Genomic DNA, 17,321 nt, shown 5'->3' on the forward strand with positions numbered 1-17,321 from the left:
GCGGGCCGGAGGGGCTGGGTGTCCGGACGTAAAGCGCAGCAGTCCGGACACCCAGCCCCGGAGGACCGACACCGGCAGCCGAAAGCCCCGCGCAGCGGACCCAGCCCGCCGCAGGCGAACCCACCGAAACCCACACGGCGGGACAGCCGACAACGTGGGAAGCAAGCCCAAGCGCGAACCGGATTAACGATCCGGAAGATTGATCACCGGAAAGCTCCCCGTATTGGTCGGCGCGTTCTCCGGTAGCCACAGGACGGACACCGCGCCCGTCGAACCGTCGGTGATCTCATCCGCGTTGCGGAACGTCAGACGCGCGCCCAGCACCCGCGCCTGCCCCGCCGCGATGGTCAGGCCCAGGCCGTGGCCACGCCCCGCCCGGTCGCTGCTGCCGGTACGGAAACGGCTCGGCCCCTCCCGCAGCAGCGCCTCGGGGAAACCACCGCCGTGATCGCGCACCCGCACCACCCGGCCCTCGACGGTCACCTCGATCGGCGGCTTGCCGTGCCGGGCGGCGTTGGCGATCAGATTGCCCAGGATCCGCTCCAGGCGGCGCGGATCCGTCGTGACCTCCGCGTCCCGTACGACGTCGACGGCGATGTCCGGATCCAGCGCCCGCACCCGGCGGGAGACGAACTCGCCGATCATCACGTCCTGCAGCTCCGCGCGCTCCGCGTAACCGTCGAGCCGCGCCACCTCCAGCACGTCCTCCACAAGGGTGCGCAGCGCCTGCGCCCGGTCGCGTACCAGCTCCGAAGGGCGGCCCGGCGGCAGCAGCTCCGCCGCCGTCAGCAGACCCGTCACCGGAGTACGCAGCTCGTGCGCGATATCGGCGGTGACCCGGCGCTCGGCCTCGATGCGCTCCTGAAGGGCGTCCGACATCGCGTCCACCGCCCAGGCAAGATCGTCGGTCTCGTCGTGCACCCGGCCGCCGCCGACCTCGTCCCGGATACGCACCGACGTGTCACCGTCGGCCAGCTTCCCCGCCGCCGCGGCCGCCTTGCGCAGCCGGCTGGAGAGCCGCCCGCCCACCAGGACACCCAGCGCACAGCCCCCCACCACCACCGCGGTCGAGCCGATCAGCAGCGCCTGGTCCAGATCGTCCAGAACGGCGAAGCGGTCCGGGAAGCGGTCGTGGACCGACAGCACCCGGCCGTTGCTCAGCGGCGACGCCGCCCACACCTCCGGGGCGGTCTCACCGGTGTCCTGCAGATAGGTCGCCCGCTTGTTCTTGGCGACCTCCGCACGCAGCGCCGGCGGCAGCGCCGGATCGTCGATCTTCGCGCCGAACTGCAGCCGGTTGGTGGACTCGAAGATCTTCTGCGTGAAGTTCAGCCGCTCGACCTGCACGTCACGGCTGTTGTCGAGCATGGAATGGCGGGCCGCATTGTGCACGACAAGGCTCAGCGCGATCGCGACCAGCGCTCCGACGAGCGCGATCGCGGCACTGAGCTTCCATCTCAGGCCCGTCCGCAGGGCCAGCCTGACCACCGGAGGAGTCAGCCTCTCAGCTTGTATCCGAAGCCGCGGACCGTCTCGATCCGGTCCTGGCCGATCTTGCCGCGCAACCGCTGGACGTGCACATCCACGACCCGGGTGTCCCCACCCCAGCCGTAGTCCCAGACCCGCTCCAGCAGCCGGTCGCGCGAGAGGACCGTACCCGGTGCGTTGGAGAACTCCAGCAGCAGCCGCATCTCGGTGGGCGTCAGCGCGACGGTCTCGCCGCCCTTGCGCACCTCCATGCCCTCGGTGTCGACCTCCAGATCACCGAACCGCAGCACCGCCTCCGCCGGTTCGTCCTCCTCCGCCGCGGCGGGCCGCGCGCCCTCCGGGCCGCTGGCGTGACCGAAGCGGCGCAGCACCGCGCGGATCCGGGCCACCAGCACCGCACCGTCGAACGGCTTGGTGACGTAGTCGTCCGCGCCCGCCTCCAGCCCGAGCACCACGTCGATGGAGTCGGCCCGCGCCGACAGCATGATCACCGGAACCGTCGACTCGTCGCGGATCCGGCGGCACAGACTGACACCGTCGAGGCCCGGCACCATCACATCGAGCAGCGCGATGTCCGGACGGTCGGCGCGGAACGCCTCCAGGCCCGCCAGCCCGTCGGGCATCGCGGTGACCACGAAACCGTCCCGCTCCAGCGCCAGCTGAGTGGCCTCACGAATGACGTCGTCGTCCTCGACGAAGAGCACATGGGTCTCGGCCATGCGGTTGTCTCAACCCTCCGATGCCAGGCCGTCGTCCGGCTCCGGGCCGTCGGCGGTGGTCTTGCTGTAGTCGGTGTGGTACTTCGCGAACTCGGTGAAGCGGCCGTCCGCCCAGTGATAGGTCAGCACGTCCTCCCCGGAAGGACAGCACACCTTGTCACCGGCCTCATAGGTCTGCTTGGAGACCTCCAGCTCGCCCTTGTTGACCCCGGCGGAGACCGACGGCTGCTCGTTCGCATACACGTTGTCATACCCGCCCTTCGCGCCGCTGTCCCTGCGGTAGACGTAAGAGCCGATCCCCACCGAATCCGCGCAGGTCATGACGTTGACGATGACATCGGGAGACTTACTGCCGGTCAGCGACGCATACGTCACCTCGACCGGGTACTCATCGGCGGCACACGGCTTGTACAGGGACTTCTTCACATCCGCGCCGACCCGCGGGTCGTCCCGCATCAGCGCGACGGCGTCGACCTTCTTGAAGCCGGCGGACGAGGTCGGGCTGGGCGTACTGCTCACCGCACCCCTCGGCGCGGGCGTATGGCTGGCCGCCCCCTCACTGCGGACGCCCTCGCCCCCCGGATTGCACCCGGCCAGCAAAAGGCCGACGGCGGCCACCCCTGCCGTGGCCGCGCCGCCGCGTCTGGTCAACCCGAACCCGGTCAACCTGTTCCTGGACAAACCGCTCCCGCTCACCGCGCTGCTCGCACAGCCGCCGCTCCCGCTGCTGTTCCTGATGTGATTGTCGCGCGTGGAGTCGTGAACCGTACGGCCCCTGCGGGGGTGACGGCCCTCTCATGCCGGGCCGCCGCACATAATGCCGCGCTGTTCGTCGTCGCGCCGTCCTTCGTCGCCCGGCTCCGTGCCGGACGCCGCGAGCCGACCGTCAGGCCGCGCACCGCTCCCGCTCCTGCTCGCCGCGCTCCAGCATCCGTGCGTCGATGTCCCGCATCTGCAGCTCCTGCCGCAGTCGGGCCAGCGCACGATGCAGCGTGCTCTTCACCGTACCCGTCGACATCCCGAGCGCGGCAGCGGTCTCCTCCGTGCTCATCTGCTCCCAGTGCCGCAGCACGACAACGCTGCGCTGCTTGGGAGCCAGCACCCCGAGGATGTCCATCAGCAGGGCACGGTCGGCGCGCTGCTCGGTGCCGTCGTCCACGCTCGCGTCCGGGAGCTGCTCGGTGGGCACCTCCTCCAGCTTGCGCGCCCGCCACCACTCGGTCCGCGTGTTGATCATGACGCGGCGCAGGTAGGCGTCGGCCAGCGACTTGTCCGCGATGCCGTCCCAGCGGCCGTACGTGCGCACCAGCGCCGTCTGCAGCAGATCCTGCGCGTCGACCGGATCGGGCACCAGGCGCCGCGCGCTGCGCAGCAGGGCCTCCTGCCGCGTACGCACGTACTCTTCGAAGTCCAGTACCTTGCCGCCGCTGGTCGCCATTTCGACGCCTCCGATCCGCTTGCGATTCCCCACGTTGTCCGCGCCGGTGGTCGTCGTCTCCAGCGCGAGGAAGACGCTACGGAGGGGGTGTTGCGGCGTAGTGTGCGTCGGGCCCACAGCGAATGCACGGAAAACCGTCGGTTGTGTAACAGCGCTCCAGGGGTCATACCTCGGGCGGACGGCGGGCCTACGCGCGTCATACTCGGGACGGACAAGCGCCCCCACCACAAGGGCTACGAGCCCGTCGAAGCGGGTGCCGGGCCCCGCAGAGGCCCCTCCCGGCCAGCCCGGATCGCCCCTGTCGGCCACCACGCCCCGCTGACATGGGGTCAGGACGCGGCCTCGCGGCAGCCACGGCCGGAGGCCGACCGTACGTACCTACCGTGCCGTCCGTGCCGGGCCACCGTAAGTGACAGCGCGCGACAACGGTCCGGATATGACGTCCGGGACGACATGGCCGTTACTTGACGGCCGTCGCCTGTCGGCCGTCACCTCGGGGTCGTCACCTGGCGGCCGCGGCGCGGCCACCAGGCTTCACGCCCGCAACATGACGCCCGCCGCCATGTACGGCGGCGGGCGTATGACGGTCGCGCTACGACGCTCGCGCTCCTACGAGACTCCTCGCGCTACGACAGCGGCAGCCGGTACCGGCCGCCGCCCAGCGGCTCCACCAGACCGTCCGACACCAGACCGTCCAGCGCCCGGGCCCGCTGCACCGGCTCGTCCCACACCGCGTCCAGCACCTGCTGCGGCACCGGCGTCACCGCCTCGCGCAGCACGGCGAGCAACTTGCCGCGCACCTGCCGGTCGGTACCCGCGTACGTCTGCGTCCGCCGCGGCGGACCGTCGTGCGCCGGGGAGCCGGCCAGCCGCCAGGCGCACTGTGCGGCGATCGGGCAACGGTGACACTCCGGCGTGCGCGCCGTGCACAACAGCGCGCCCAGCTCCATCGTGGCGGCCGCCCAGCGCGCCGCCAGCCGCTCGTCGTCGGGCAGCAGCTGGCGGGCGAGCTTGCGCTCCGCGGCGGTGGTGGCGTTCGGCGGGTACTGCCGGCCGGCCACCGCGCGGGCGAACACCCGGCGCACATTGGTGTCCAGCACGGCGTGCCGCTGCCCGTACGCGAAGGACGCCACCGCCGCGGCGGTGTACTCGCCCACACCGGGCAGCGCCAGCAACTGGCTGTGCTCGCGCGGCACATCACCGCCATGGCGCTCCTGTATGGCGGAGGCGGCGGCGTGCAGGCGCAGCGCGCGCCGCGGATAGCCCAGCCGACCCCAGGCCCGAACCGCCTCACCCGGCGCCTCGGCGGCCAGGTCGGCGGGGCGTGGCCAGCGGGCCAGCCACTGCTCGTACACCGGCAGCACTCTGCTGACCGGGGTCTGCTGCAGCATGAACTCGCTCACCATCACGCCCCAGGCGCCCGCCTCGGGGCGGCGCCAGGGCAGATCGCGGGCGTGCTCGTCGAACCAGTCGGTGACCGGGCCGTGCAGCGCGGTCCCGTCTGCGGCCCCCGCGGCCGGGGCGGCGGCGGAAGCGGTCTCGGCGGCGGCGGTCGTGGCAGTGGAGGTGACAGGCGTCGAAGTCATGGCACCGCCGATCCTGGCACGTCCGCGCGCGCCCGGGAAACGCGCCGGGCCCGCCCCGCCGCACGCCCACCCGCACGCAGGACGACTACATACGCACGGGTGGCGGCAACCGGCGGTACGCACCGAGCCGAAGACGAGTCGAAGGCGAGTCGAAGGGACGGCGCGACGACGAGTCGAAGCGGCGGGGCGACGACGAGTCGAAGGCGGCCGAGGGAGGGACGGGGGAGGGACGACGGAGGGTATGGGGAGGGGCGACGGGGAGCGACGGAGGGGTGCGGGAGGTGCGCTGGCGGGCCGAGGGCGATTTGCGTGCGGGCCGAGGGCGGACGGATGAAGGCGCAGGTCTGAGACGGGTGGGTCGAGGAGAGTCTTGGGTCGAGGAGAGTCTCGCGGGAATGGCTCGGGGCCCGGACGTGGACGACCGGTCTGCACGAGCGGCCTGCACAACTGGTCCGTACAACCGGCCTGCCCTACCGGCCTGTATAACCGGCGTGGGCGATGACTACAGTCCGAGGGAACTGATTACTCTCCGTAATCGTTGCTTGAATAGTGGAGGCGGCGAGCGAGCGGGGATGCGGCCGCGCGGCGGAGCGGAGAAATGTGGGCGCGCGGCGAAGAGCGGAGCGATACGGGATGAGCGATACGGAAGCCGGCGGTGGTACGGAAGCCGGCGGCGGTGCGGCGGGTACGGGCCGCGCGGCGGAAGCGGGCGGCATGGCGGAAGGCGGCATGGCGGAAGCGGACGGCATGGCCGCTGCGGGCCACGCGGGCGAGGCCAGTCCGACGCCTGGCGTGGTGGGTACGGGCGAAGCGGGCGATACCGCGGCCTGCCCCGCGGTGATCCGGCAGGCGCTGGCCGCGCATACGACGATGACGCTGGCGTACGTGGACGAGGAGGGGCCGCAGGCCTGCGCGGTGCTGTACGCGGCCGAAGCGCCGGACGCTCCGAGCACGGCTGGAGCCGGAGACCGTGCGGGTGCGGGTGCGGGTGCCGGCGAGGGCGAGGACGAGGGTGCTGGACCTGGCGCCGGTGACGGCGGCGGCGCGGGCGGGGGTGCCGGCGCGGGCGCGGGCGTCGGAGACGCCCCCCGAACGCCCCCGGCCGGCCCGTCCTCCGACCCCGTGCTGTACTTCGTCACCGCGGTCACGACCCGGCACGGCCGTGCCCTCGCCGAGCCCGGTGCCCGGGTCGCGTTCACCGCGCAGCGGGACGGCCAGGAGTGGAGCGGGCTGACGGGGCTGCAGGGTCGGGGCTACTGCCGGCCGCTGGCCGGCGCCGACCGGGCGGCCGGCTGGCGCATCTACACCGAGTGCTTCCCCTTCGTCGAGGCGAGCGACCGGCTCCGCACCGCACTTGAGCGCACCACTCTGTGGGAGCTGCGCCCCGACTGGCTGCGACTGATCGACAACGGGCAGGGCTTCGGCCACAAGGAGGAGTGGAGGCGACCGGGCACCCCGTAGTGCCAGCGGCGCCGTAGGCCCCATGGCGCAGGCCCGTGGCGCCGTAGGGCCCATGGCGCAGGCCCGTGGCGCCGTAGGGCCCGTAGCGCCGCGGAGCGTTCCGCGGCACGTCGTAGCCCCGTAGTACCCCGTAACCCCCGTAGCGCGCCGCGGCTCCCCGTGCCGCCGCGCAGCTCCCCATGGCCCGCGCCGCTCCCCGTAGTGCCTACGCCTCGACCAGCACCCGCCACCGGCCCGCGCGCATCCGCAGGACCAGGTCGGTCGCCGGAGAGCTGAGGAGTGCCGCGCCGAGCGCCGCCACCGCCGCGCCCAGGGCCAGGCCGGCGGCCACGTCGTGCGGGTAGTGGACGCCGACGAACACCCGGGAGAAGCCGGTGAGCAGGGCGATGGGCAGCGCCGCCCACGCGGCGGCCCGCCAGGCGACGGCGATGCCGACCGCCAGCGCCGCGGCGATCGTCGAGTGGTTGCTGGGGAAGGACCAGTCGCCCTCGGGCGGGCAGGACACGATGGAGGCGGCCGCGCCCGCCACCGCCCGGCAGGGGCGCTCCTCGTCCACCAGGATCTTGACGAGTTCGCTCAGCAGGTACGCGACCACGGTGGCTATCGGCACCAGCACCGCGAGCGCGACGCTCCGCGCCGTGCCGCTGCGGGATCGCCACCACCCCAGCACCGCCACCGCCATCAGGAGCAGCAACCCGCCCTCGGTGCCGATGTCGGCGAAGGTGCGGAGCCAGTTGGGTGCGTCGTGCGCCAGGTCGGTGAGGTCGCGGTAGAGGTCGATGCTGATCATGATCAACAACGGTACGGCCATGGCGGCCGCGGTGCGGCGGACGGGTGTCGGGGGGAACCGTCCGGGAGGTGGCAGGGAGGTGGCAGGGGGACGTTCGGGGAGGCGTCCAGGGAAAACGTCCGGGGAACCGCCCCGGGGAGGTCGCCGGGGAACCGTCCGGGGAGGTCGCCGGGGAGTAGTTCGGGGAAGCATTCGGGGAAGCGTCCAGGGAAACGCCGGGGGTATCCGGCGAAAGTACGGGCGGAGGGAGCAGACCTCGCCTAACGGGGCATCAGGCCCGTTACGGCGGTAAACGCGGCCGGGGATCCGACTCCGGGCCGATAATGGGAAAAGTTGCAGCCGGATGCGGCGGGTAGTGGCCGGTGCGGCTGCGGATCTCTCGTAGAGTTTCCGCGTGGGATCACTGCGCAATCCGATCGGGCCGCTTCCCTCCTCCATCTACTGGCGGCGGAGGGCCGTTGCGCTGGCCATCGTCGTCCTGCTCACCGTTCTGGTCGTCTGGGCACTCAGCCTGGGTGGCGACGGCGCGAACAGCGGTGACGGCAAGGGCGGTTCGGACGGCAGGGGACCCGCGACGTCCATCACGCCCGGCCCCTCCGGCACCGGCCCGGCGATCACTCAAAAGCCGGGCGGGCGCGATGAGTCGGGCACCGGCGGCGAGTCGGGCTCGGACTCCGGCTCCGGCGGCGACGCGGGAGGCTCGGGCGGCGGCAGCGGCAGCGGCGACGGCTCCGGTGGCGGCTCCGGCTCGGGCGGTTCCGGTGCGGGATCCGGTAGCGGTCCGATCGGCCAGGGCTCCGGAAGCGCGGTGCCGGCCGGTTCCTCCCTCCCCAACTGCACCTCGCCCAAGGTGGAGTTGACCCTCCACAGCGTCAAGGACTCCTACGCCCCCGGCAAGCGGCCGACGTTCGAGCTGACGCTCAAGAACACGGCCGGTGCGGCCTGCAAGGTGGACCTCGGGCAGAAGGCCGCGGTGGTCACCATCACCGACACCGCCGGCGACGACCCGGTGTGGGCCTCGAACGACTGCCCGTCGGGCACCGCCCCCGCGCTGCTGAAGGTGCCGGCCGAGGGCTCCGTGAAGCGCACCCTCGGGTGGGACCGCCGCGCCAGTGCCCCGCAGTGCGCGACGCCGAGTTCGGCGACCGTGCCGGCCGGCAAGTACCTGATCGAGGCGAAGGTGCCGGGCCTGAAGTCGGCCCATACCTCGTTCGTGCTGGACGAGGACTGACGCACCAGGACGCGTGAGCTGCTCTGGCCGGGCCTGCGGCCTCGGCAGTACGGGGCAGTTGTGCCGGTCGAAGGCCGAGGCGCCGCTACGGGAGGGCCGTTCCGGCGGCGTCGAGGGCGACGCCCGCGCCGAGACGCGCCGAGATGAGTCGAGACGCGCCGAGATGAGTCGAGATGAGTCGAGACGCGCCGAGATGAGTCGAGACGCGCCGAGATGAGTCGAGATGAGTCGAGACGAGACGAGTCGCGCCGAGGCTGATCGCTCTGGGCGATTCCGCTGAGAGCGTGCGGTGCTGGTCCCGCCCGCGGGCATCCGGCACAGTCGCCGTCATGAGACTACTGATGCTGGGCGGAACGGAGTTCGTGGGCCGGGCGGTCACCGAGGCGGCGCTGGCCCGGGGTTGGCAGGTGACGGTCTTCCACCGCGGGACCCATGCACCGCCGGAGGGCGTGACCGCGCTGCACGGCGACCGGACGGACGCGGCCGGCCTCGCGGCGCTGGGAACGGGCGAATGGGACGCCGTCGTCGATACGTGGAGCGGTGCGCCCGCGGCCGTACGGGACGCGGCGCGTCTGCTGGCCGACCGGGCCCGGAGTTACGTCTACGTCTCCACCCGGTCGGTGTACGAGTACCCGGCGCCGTACGGCCTCGGTGAGGACGGCCCGTTGGTGGCCGGGTCCGCCGACGCGACGGACTCCGACGACTACGCCACCGCCAAGCGGGGCGGCGAGCTGGCCGCGCTCGACGCCTTCGGGGACCGGGCGCTGCTGGTCCGTGCGGGCCTGATCCTCGGGCCGTACGAGAACATCGGGCGGCTGCCGTGGTGGCTGGGCCGGATCGCCCGCGGTGGTGCGGTGCTGGCGCCCGGTCCGCGGGAGGCGGCGCTTCAGTACGTGGACGTCCGCGACCTCGCCGAGTGGACCCTCGACGCCGTGCAGTCCGGTCTCGGAGGGCCGTACAACCTGGTGAGCGAGCCCGGGCACGCCACCATGGGCGAGCTGCTGGAGAGCTGTGCGAAGGTCACCGGCTCGGACGCGGAGCTGCGCTGGACCGCTCCGGAGGACGTGCTCGCCGCCGGCATCGAGCCGTGGTCGGAGCTGCCGGTCTGGCTGCCGCCGGGCGAGATGTCCGACGCGATGTACGGCGCGGATGTCTCCAAGGCGCTGGCTACCGGGCTGCGTTGCCGCCCGGTAGGCGAGACCGTGGCGGATACCTGGGCCTGGCTGCGGTCCATCGGCGGGACGGCGCCCCAGCGCCCGGACCGGCCGGCGGTGGGGCTGGCGGAGGAGAAGGAGGCGGCGGCCCTGCGGTAGGGGGGCGCGGGGGGGGGCTTTGGGGCTTGTCCGGTGGAGCCGCCTGGCGGGCCCTGGCGGCCCCCGCAGGCCCTGAGGGGCGGGCGAACAGATCCCGTAGGGGGTGCGAGGTCCCCCTACGGGGCCACAACGGGCTGGGAGCGGGCGGTATTCCCGAGGCCGGGCCACCGGGCCACCGGGCTGCCGGGCCACCGGGCCGCCGGGACGCACGGGCCACGGGGAGGCGCCGGCCGCCGGGACGCACGGGCTGAGGCGCAGGCCGCTTAGACGTACCTCTCCAAGATCGACGACTCCGCCAGGCGGGACAGGCCCTCGCGTACCGAGCGGGCGCGGGCCTCGCCCACGCCGTCGACGGTCTGGAGGTCGTCGACGCTGGCCGCGAGCAGCTTCTGCAGGCCGCCGAAGTGGTCGACGAGGCGGTCGATGACCGTGCCGGGCAGGCGGGGGACCTTCGCCAGCAGACGGAAACCGCGCGGGGAGACGGCGGAGTCCAGGGTCTCGGGGGCGCCGCTGTAGCCCAGCGCGCGGGCCACGATGGGGAGTTCGAGCAGCTCGGTGTGGGTCAGGGCGTCGAGCTCGGAGAGCGCTTCGGCGACCGTGCGGGAGCGCTTGGCGGTGGGCTCGGGGACGTAGTCGCGGACGACCAGCTCGCGCTCGGGCTCCACGCCGGCGATCAGCTCTTCGAGCTGGAGGGCGAGGAGCCGGCCGTCCGTGCCGAGCTCGACGACGTACTCGGCGATCTCGGTGGCGATCCGGCGGACCATCTCCAGGCGCTGGGCGACCGCGGTGACGTCGCGGACCGTGACCAGGTCCTCGATCTCCAGGGCGGAGAGGGTGCCGGCGACCTCGTCCAGGCGGAGCTTGTAGCGCTCCAGGGTGGCCAGGGCCTGGTTGGCGCGCGAGAGGATGGCCGCGGACTCCTCCAGGACGCGGCGCTCGCCGTCCACGTACAGGGCGATCAGGCGCATGGACTGGCTGACCGAGACGACGGGGAAGCCCGCCTGGATCGAGACGCGCTGGGCCGTGCGGTGGCGGGTGCCGGTCTCCTCGGTGGGGATGGAGGCGTCGGGGACGAGCTGGACGCCGGCACGCAGGATCTTGGTGATGTCCTTGTCGAGGACCAGGGCGCCGTCGAGCTTGCACAGCTCGCGCAGGCGGGTGGCGGTGAACTCGACGTCGAGGACGAAGCCGCCGGTGCACATGGTCTCGACGGTCTTGTCGAAGCCGAGGACGATCAGCCCGCCGGTATTGCCGCGGAGGATGCGCTCCAGGCCGTCGCGCAGTGCGGTACCGGGCGCGACGGCGCTCAGCGAGGCGCGCATCAGGCTCTCGGTGCCGGGGTTCCCACCGGACCTGCCGGGAGTCGATGCCCGGTCGTTGGCTGCCACTGCACTCCTCCGTCACACGGTCTGTCGGTCCGCAGGCCGCCCGCCCCATTGCTGCGGTTGACGTACCAGCGGAGCGTACGTGGCCGGCAGGCAATTCTGCGGTGACGGGCGAGACCAGGGCAAAGTCTACCGGCGTGCGCCCTCTTCCTGTGGGGCCTCCCGGCGGACCCGCTTGGGCAGGACGCTCAGGGCTTGTCCGACGTCGGCGACCTCCAGGACCCGCATCCCGTCGGGGATCTTTCCGGGGTCGGCGGGGACCAGGGCGTGGGTGAAGCCGAGCCGGGCCGCCTCGGACAGCCGGCGCTGGACGCCGGTGACGCGTCTGACCTCGCCGGCGAGGCCCACCTCGCCGATGGCGACCAGGTTCTTGGGCAGGGGGGTGTCGCTGGCGGCGCTGGCCAGCGCCAGGGCGACGGCGAGGTCGGCGGCGGGCTCGGTGAGCTTCACACCGCCGACCGTCGCGCTGTAGATGTCGCGCTTGCCCAGGGCGCTGATCCGGCCGCGCTGCTCCAGGACGGCCAGCATCATCGAGACCCGGGAGGTCTCCAGTCCGGAGGTGGTGCGCCGGGGGGAGGGGATCTGGGAGTCGACGGTCAGCGCCTGGACCTCGGCGACCAGGGGGCGGCGGCCCTCCAGGGTGACCGTCAGGCAGGTGCCGGGGACCGGTTCGGCGCGGCGGGTCAGGAACAGGCCCGAGGGGTCGGCGAGGCCGGTGATCCCTTCGTCGTGCAGCTCGAAGCAGCCGACCTCGTCGGTGGTGCCGTAGCGGTTCTTGACGCCGCGCACGAGGCGGAGGCGGGCGTGCCGGTCGCCTTCGAAGTGCAGCACGACGTCGACGAGGTGCTCCAGGAGGCGGGGGCCGGCGATGGCGCCGTCCTTGGTGACGTGGCCCACCAGGAGCGTGGACATGCCGCGTTCCTTGGAGGCGCGGATCAGGGCGCCGGCGACCTCGCGGACCTGGGCCATGCCGCCGGGCGCGCCCTCGATCTCGGGGGAGGCGACGGTCTGGACGGAGTCGAGGACGAGCAGGGAGGGCTTGACGGTGTCGAGGTGGCCGAGGACGGCGGAGAGGTCGGTCTCGGCGGCGAGGTAGAGATGGTCGTTGATGGCGCCGATGCGGTCGGCGCGCAGCCGCACCTGGCTCGCGGACTCCTCACCCGTCACATAGAGCGTGCGGTGGGAGTCGGAGGCGGCCTTGGCGGCGGCGTCGAGCAGGAGGGTGGACTTGCCGACGCCCGGTTCGCCGGCCAGCAGGACGACGGCGCCGGGGACCAGGCCGCCGCCCAGCACCCGGTCCAGCTCGTCCACGCCCGTGGAGCGGGCGGCGGCCTGCTTGCCGTCGACCTGGCCGATGGGCAGCGCGGCCGTCGTGACGCGGCCGGGCGCGGTGGTGCGCACCGCAGGGGCGCCGCCGAACTCCTCGACGGTGCCCCACGCCTGGCACTCGGGGCAGCGGCCGAGCCACTTCGCGGTGGTCCAGCCGCATTCGGTGCAGCGGTAGGAGGGGCGCTCCTTGCCCGACGTTTTACGCGTTGCCATGGAGTCACCGTAGCGGCGGGGTCTGACAACGCCCTCGGCCGAGTCCTCGTGGAGCGGAGTCCCGGCTGCCGGCGCCCGGCTGCCGTCTGGTCGCCGCCGGGTCGCTGTCCGGCCGGCGCCCGGCCGCTGTCCCGTATCCGGCCGGTTGCGCCGAGCGGGTGGCGCATGCCGAGCGCGCCCCTTCCCCAACGGCCGGTTCGTGTCCCCTTTTGAGGGAGAACATCACCCGTAAGGGTTAAAAGTGTGCCGGGCGAGCGGGCCTGGCTGCATCATCCCCCTACCGTCGCCGGGGTGATGAGCAGCAGGCCCGAGCACCCCACGCACTCCACCGGCGCACACCGGTCGCGCGGCGACGGCCGGCGCCGGAGCCGGCCGCAGCCCGCCGAGCGGCCCGTACCGCTCGGCCCGGGTGAACGCGACGACGGCTATGAGCCGTATCTGGACGGGCTGTTCACGTACTGCCTGTCCGTCCTGTGCGACCACGACGCGGCGGCGGCGGTGCTCGGCGAGATGCTCGCGCTCGCGGAGCACCGCCGCGGGCGGCGCCCCGACGATCCGGCCCTGTACCGCTCCTGGCTCTACGCGCTGGCCCGCTGGGCCTGCCTGCGCCGGCTCGCCGAGCGGACCGGGTCCGCCAGAAAGGCGGGCGGCGCCGCGCTCGGCAGGCCGGGCGCCGGAGCGGTCTGCGCATCGAACGGGACCGCGACCTCCGGCGGCGCACCGGCCGGCCCTCCGGGCACCGCCGCCCGCGACGCCGAGCGGCGGCAGCGGGAACTGGCCGCACTGGCCTGGCCGGAGGCCGCGGGCACCACCCCCGAGCAGCGCGAGGCGCTGGAGCTCTCGGTGCGCCATCACCTCTCCGCCGACGAGGTCGCCGCGGTGCTCGGCGCCGACCCGATCGCCACCCGTGCGCTGCTGGCCACCGCGTCCTGCGAGGTCGAACGGACCCGGGCGGCGCTGGCCGTCGTCGAGTCGGGGCGATGTCGGGAGGTCGCGCGGCTGGCGGGCGACAGCCAGATGCTGCTGGGCGCGGCGCTGAGCCGGGAGCTGGTGCGCCATGTCGACGACTGTGCCGAGTGCCGCCGGACCGCCGAACGGGCCACTGTGCCGGGGGCGTGGCCGGGCACCGCGCCGGTGGCCCGGGGCACGCTGCCGCTGGTCGGCGCCCCCGGGGAGGCGGTGCTGGCCGCGCTGGCGGCGGCCCGGCGCTCCCGGTCGGGGCGCGCGGAGGGCGTGCCCGGCGCCGGCCGCGGTGGCCGCTCGCGCGGGGCAAACGGTTCTCCTCGCTACGACCGCGACGGCTTCCCCGTGGGCACCCCCACGGACCGGGCCGCCCGCCGCCGCAGGCTGCGGGCCCGGGCGCTGACCACCACCGTCGTCGCCACAGTGGTGGCGGCACCGGTGCTGGCCCTGTGGGCGGCCTACCGCGGTGCCCCCGCCACCGGGGAGGCCGCGGACGACTCACCGGCGGTGACGGCCAGCGACACGGACAGCAGCGTGCAGCTGGGCGGCCGCCCGTACGAGAACGCCGGCAACGCCCGGACGACGCCCCAGCCCGGCTCGCGGGCCGGCGCGGGGCCGTCGGACGTGTCCGTCGAGGTGGTCGACGGGGACGGCGGTGCGACGCGGTCGGCCGAGCGGGCCGGCCGGGCGGCCAGGGGCCCGGGGCGGCTGGAGGTGGCCGCGCAGCCGAGCGGCGGGACGACGGTCATCACGCTCAGCGCCTCGGGCGGCGCGCCGGTGCGCTGGACGGCCTCGTCGGGTGCGCCGTGGCTGCTGATGAGCCATACGGCGGGCTCGCTGCGGCCCGGGCAGTCCACGACGATCACGGTCTACGTCGACCACGACCGGGAGCCCGCGGGCCGGTGGCGGGCCAGGATCGCCATCGGGCCCGGCCGGACCGCTGTGACGTTGGAGGGCTTCGGCGCCCCCGAGCCGGGCCCCGGCCCGCAGGACCCGACGCCCACGAACCCGACGCCGACCCCCTCGGGCCCCACGTCCACCCCCACACCGACGGCCCCGACGCCCACACCCACCCCCACGGCGTCCACGCCGACGCCGAGCCCGACCACCCCGGAGCCGACCTCCAGGCCGTCGAACACCACCCGCCCGGCCGGCTGAGGCGGCACGACGGCGGGCCGCGAAGCCATCACGGCCCGCCGGGGAAGCGGGGAAGCGCACGGCCCGCCAAGGAGCCGGGGAAGCGCACGGCCCGCCAAGGAGCCGGGGAAGCGCACGGCCCGCCAAGGAGCCGAGGATGGGATGCGCACGGCCCGCCAGGAAGCCGGGAAAGCGCCACGGCCCGCCGAGGGAGCACCCCGGCGGGCCGTGAAAGCACCACGGTGGCAAGCGGCGCCGGCCCCGCGCCCCGGGGCCTCGCGGAGTTCCGCTACTTCGCCGGCTTCGGGTCCGCCGGATGCGGCGCCATCGGCAGCGTCGCCGCCAGCCGCTCCTCGCACAGCTCGGCGAGCTTGGCGTAGCCCTTCTTGCCCATCAGCTCGGTCAGCTCCGCCTTGTACGAGACGTACACCGGCTCGCCGGCGCCGTGCGCCGAGGTCGCCGACGTGCACCACCAGTGCAGGTCGTGGCCGCCCGGGCCCCAGCCGCGCCGGTCGTACTCGCCGATCGTCACCTGGAGCACCTGGGTGTCGTCCGGCCGGTCGATCCAGTCGTAGGTGCGCCGGACCGGCAGCTGCCAGCAGACGTCCGGCTTGGTCTCCAGCGGTTCGCGGCCCTCGCGCAGCGCGAGGATGTGCAGCGAGCAGCCTGCGCCGGCGGGGAAGCCGGGGCGGTTCTGGAAGATGCACGAGCCCTGCCAGCGGCGGGTCTGCCGCTCGCCGTCGTCGTCCTCCTCGACCCAGCCGGTCTGCGTGCCGACGTCGTGGAACTGCCACAGGTCGGGCGTGAGCCGTGCCACGTGCCGGGCCACCCGCTTCTCGTCGTCCTCGTCCGAGAAATGCGCGCCGAGCGTGCAGCAGCCGTCGTCGGCCCGGCCGGCCTGGATGCCCTGGCAGCCGCTGCCGAAGATGCAGGTCCAGCGGGACGTCAGCCAGGTCAGGTCGCAGCGGAAGAGCTGCTCGTCGTCGCCCGGGTCGGGGAAGGTGACCCACGCGCGGGCGAAGTCGAGGCCGACCTCGTCGGACGACGCCTGCGCCCCGGCGGCCGCCTTGGCGCGCCGCTTTTCGTCCTTCTTCAGCGCTTTTTCGTGCTTCGCCTTTTTCGTCTTTGCCACGGGTCCAGCGTACGGGGGTCGGTACGGCTTGAGGAATTGCCGAATCCGGTCGCCGGCGCGCGCCCGGTGCGCGGCGGGCCGCGGGGCGGAAACCACCGCGCCGTGAGGAGCGGGCCACCGGCGCAGTAGGTTTCCCCGTATGAGACTCGGTGTCCTCGATGTGGGTTCGAATACGGTCCATCTGCTGGTGGTGGACGCGCACCCGGGCGCGCGCCCGCTGCCCGCCTATTCGCACAAGGCGGATCTGCGCCTTGCCGAGCTCCTCGACGACGCCGGTGCCATAAGTGACGCCGGGGTGGAGCGCCTGGTGGCGACCGTCCAGGAGGCGCTGCAGGTGGCCGAGGACAAGGGCGTCGAGAGCGTGCTGCCGTTCGCCACGTCCGCGGTGCGCGAGGCCACCAACGGCGAGGAGGTGCTGCGCCGGGTCGGCCTGGAGACCGGCGTCGAGCTTCAGGTGCTCTCCGGTGAGGACGAGGCGCGGCTCACCTTCCTCGCCGCCCGCCGCTGGCTGGGCTGGTCCGCCGGCCGGCTGCTGGTGCTGGACATCGGCGGCGGCTCGCTGGAGATCGCCTTCGGCCTCGACGAGGAGCCGGACGTGGCGGTGTCGCTGCCGCAGGGCGCCGGCCGGCTCACCGCGAGCTCCCTGCCCGGCGACCCGCCCGACCCGGACGACGTGCGGGCGCTGCGCCGCCGGGTGCGGGCCGAGATCGCCAGGGTGGTGAGCGAGTTCACCCGGTACGGGACCCCCGACCAGGTCGTCGGCACGTCCAAGACCTTCAAGCAGCTGGCCCGGATCGCGGGCGCGGCGCGCTCGGCCGAGGGCCTGTACGTCCAGCGCGAGCTGACCCGCAGCGACCTGGAGGAGTGGGTGCCGCGGCTTGCCGCGATGACGGTCAAGGAGCGCGCCGAGCTGCCGGGGGTGTCCGACGGCCGGGCGCGGCAGCTGCTGGCCGGGGCGCTGGTCGCCGAGGCCGCGATGGACCTGTTCGGGGTGGAGACGCTGGAGATCTGCCCGTGGGCGCTGCGCGAGGGCGTCATCCTGCGGCGGCTGGACCACCTTCCGGCGTGAGACTCGTCACGCCCGTACGGGAGGGGCGCCTCGCGCATCGCCCCAGCCCCACCGGCCCCCGGGCTCT

15 protein-coding genes are annotated in these 17,321 nt (G+C 73.7%); 6 read left to right on the forward strand and 9 right to left on the reverse strand.

Going from position 1 to position 17,321, the window contains the following annotated elements:
* Positions 1–183: 183 nt before the first annotated feature.
* From cseC to ACZ4NB_RS18070, 3 genes are read right to left on the reverse strand one after another with little or no spacing between them, the layout of a single operon-like run.
* Entirely contained in the window at positions 184–1,488 is a 1,305-nt protein-coding gene (gene cseC / locus ACZ4NB_RS18060; RefSeq protein ID WP_467662565.1) for a two-component system sensor histidine kinase CseC, read from the reverse strand.
* A gap of 8 nt (positions 1,489–1,496) precedes the next feature.
* The gene (cseB, locus tag ACZ4NB_RS18065) at positions 1,497–2,207 is read right to left on the reverse strand and encodes a two-component system response regulator CseB (protein ID WP_467662567.1); all 711 of its coding nucleotides are present in this window, start codon (positions 2,205–2,207) and stop codon (positions 1,497–1,499) included.
* A 9-nt stretch (positions 2,208–2,216) separates the two neighbouring features.
* Positions 2,217–2,804 (reverse strand): hypothetical protein, encoded by a 588-nt coding sequence (locus tag ACZ4NB_RS18070; protein WP_467662641.1) that lies wholly within the window; start codon positions 2,802–2,804, stop codon positions 2,217–2,219.
* Here ACZ4NB_RS18070 and ACZ4NB_RS18075 point away from each other — a divergent pair.
* On the forward strand, positions 2,686–2,949 hold the full coding sequence (locus tag ACZ4NB_RS18075) for a hypothetical protein (RefSeq protein WP_467662643.1): 264 nt from the start codon (positions 2,686–2,688) through the stop codon (positions 2,947–2,949). The two genes, ACZ4NB_RS18070 and ACZ4NB_RS18075, sit on opposite strands and share 119 nt — an antisense overlap.
* A gap of 144 nt (positions 2,950–3,093) precedes the next feature.
* On the opposite strand, the gene ACZ4NB_RS18080 is transcribed toward ACZ4NB_RS18075, so the two are convergent.
* Both ACZ4NB_RS18080 and ACZ4NB_RS18085 read right to left on the reverse strand, forming a co-directional pair.
* Positions 3,094–3,645, reverse strand: coding sequence for a SigE family RNA polymerase sigma factor (locus ACZ4NB_RS18080; RefSeq protein ID WP_127155366.1), 552 nt, complete (start codon positions 3,643–3,645; stop codon positions 3,094–3,096).
* A gap of 626 nt (positions 3,646–4,271) precedes the next feature.
* A complete protein-coding gene (locus ACZ4NB_RS18085) occupies positions 4,272–5,231 on the reverse strand; it encodes an HhH-GPD family protein (RefSeq protein ID WP_393498612.1) in 960 nt (319 codons plus the stop codon).
* Positions 5,232–5,864: 633 nt separating this feature from the next.
* Between ACZ4NB_RS18085 and ACZ4NB_RS18090 the strand changes: the two genes are divergently transcribed.
* Positions 5,865–6,692, forward strand: coding sequence for a hypothetical protein (locus ACZ4NB_RS18090; protein WP_467662570.1), 828 nt, complete (start codon positions 5,865–5,867; stop codon positions 6,690–6,692).
* Positions 6,693–6,897: 205 nt separating this feature from the next.
* On the opposite strand, the gene ACZ4NB_RS18095 is transcribed toward ACZ4NB_RS18090, so the two are convergent.
* Positions 6,898–7,482 carry a phosphatase PAP2 family protein gene (locus ACZ4NB_RS18095; protein ID WP_467662572.1) on the reverse strand — a complete coding sequence of 195 codons (585 nt, stop codon included), beginning with the start codon at positions 7,480–7,482 and terminating at the stop codon, positions 6,898–6,900.
* A 394-nt stretch (positions 7,483–7,876) separates the two neighbouring features.
* On the opposite strand from ACZ4NB_RS18095, the gene ACZ4NB_RS18100 reads away from it, so the two are divergent.
* Together ACZ4NB_RS18100 and ACZ4NB_RS18105 are read left to right on the forward strand one after the other, a co-directional pair.
* A complete protein-coding gene (locus ACZ4NB_RS18100) occupies positions 7,877–8,713 on the forward strand; it encodes a hypothetical protein (protein WP_467662574.1) in 837 nt (278 codons plus the stop codon).
* 329 nt (positions 8,714–9,042) lie between these two features.
* Entirely contained in the window at positions 9,043–10,026 is a 984-nt protein-coding gene (locus tag ACZ4NB_RS18105; protein WP_467662576.1) for an NAD-dependent epimerase/dehydratase family protein, read from the forward strand.
* 263 nt (positions 10,027–10,289) lie between these two features.
* Here the strand turns inward: ACZ4NB_RS18105 and disA are convergent, their stop codons facing one another.
* Together disA and radA are read right to left on the reverse strand one after the other, a co-directional pair.
* A complete protein-coding gene (gene disA / locus ACZ4NB_RS18110) occupies positions 10,290–11,414 on the reverse strand; it encodes a DNA integrity scanning diadenylate cyclase DisA (RefSeq protein ID WP_467662578.1) in 1,125 nt (374 codons plus the stop codon).
* A 126-nt stretch (positions 11,415–11,540) separates the two neighbouring features.
* Positions 11,541–12,953 (reverse strand): DNA repair protein RadA, encoded by a 1,413-nt coding sequence (gene radA / locus ACZ4NB_RS18115; protein WP_467662580.1) that lies wholly within the window; start codon positions 12,951–12,953, stop codon positions 11,541–11,543.
* A gap of 294 nt (positions 12,954–13,247) precedes the next feature.
* Between radA and ACZ4NB_RS18120 the strand changes: the two genes are divergently transcribed.
* A complete protein-coding gene (locus ACZ4NB_RS18120) occupies positions 13,248–15,074 on the forward strand; it encodes a BACON domain-containing protein (RefSeq protein ID WP_467662582.1) in 1,827 nt (608 codons plus the stop codon).
* 268 nt (positions 15,075–15,342) lie between these two features.
* Here the strand turns inward: ACZ4NB_RS18120 and ACZ4NB_RS18125 are convergent, their stop codons facing one another.
* Entirely contained in the window at positions 15,343–16,185 is an 843-nt protein-coding gene (locus tag ACZ4NB_RS18125; protein ID WP_467662584.1) for a DUF3109 family protein, read from the reverse strand.
* Positions 16,186–16,324: 139 nt separating this feature from the next.
* Here ACZ4NB_RS18125 and ACZ4NB_RS18130 point away from each other — a divergent pair, with 139 nt between their 5' ends.
* Positions 16,325–17,254 (forward strand): Ppx/GppA family phosphatase, encoded by a 930-nt coding sequence (locus ACZ4NB_RS18130; protein WP_467662585.1) that lies wholly within the window; start codon positions 16,325–16,327, stop codon positions 17,252–17,254.
* The last annotated feature ends 67 nt before the right edge of the window (positions 17,255–17,321 follow it).

The organism is Streptomyces sp. NPDC026575 (assembly GCF_055567415.1).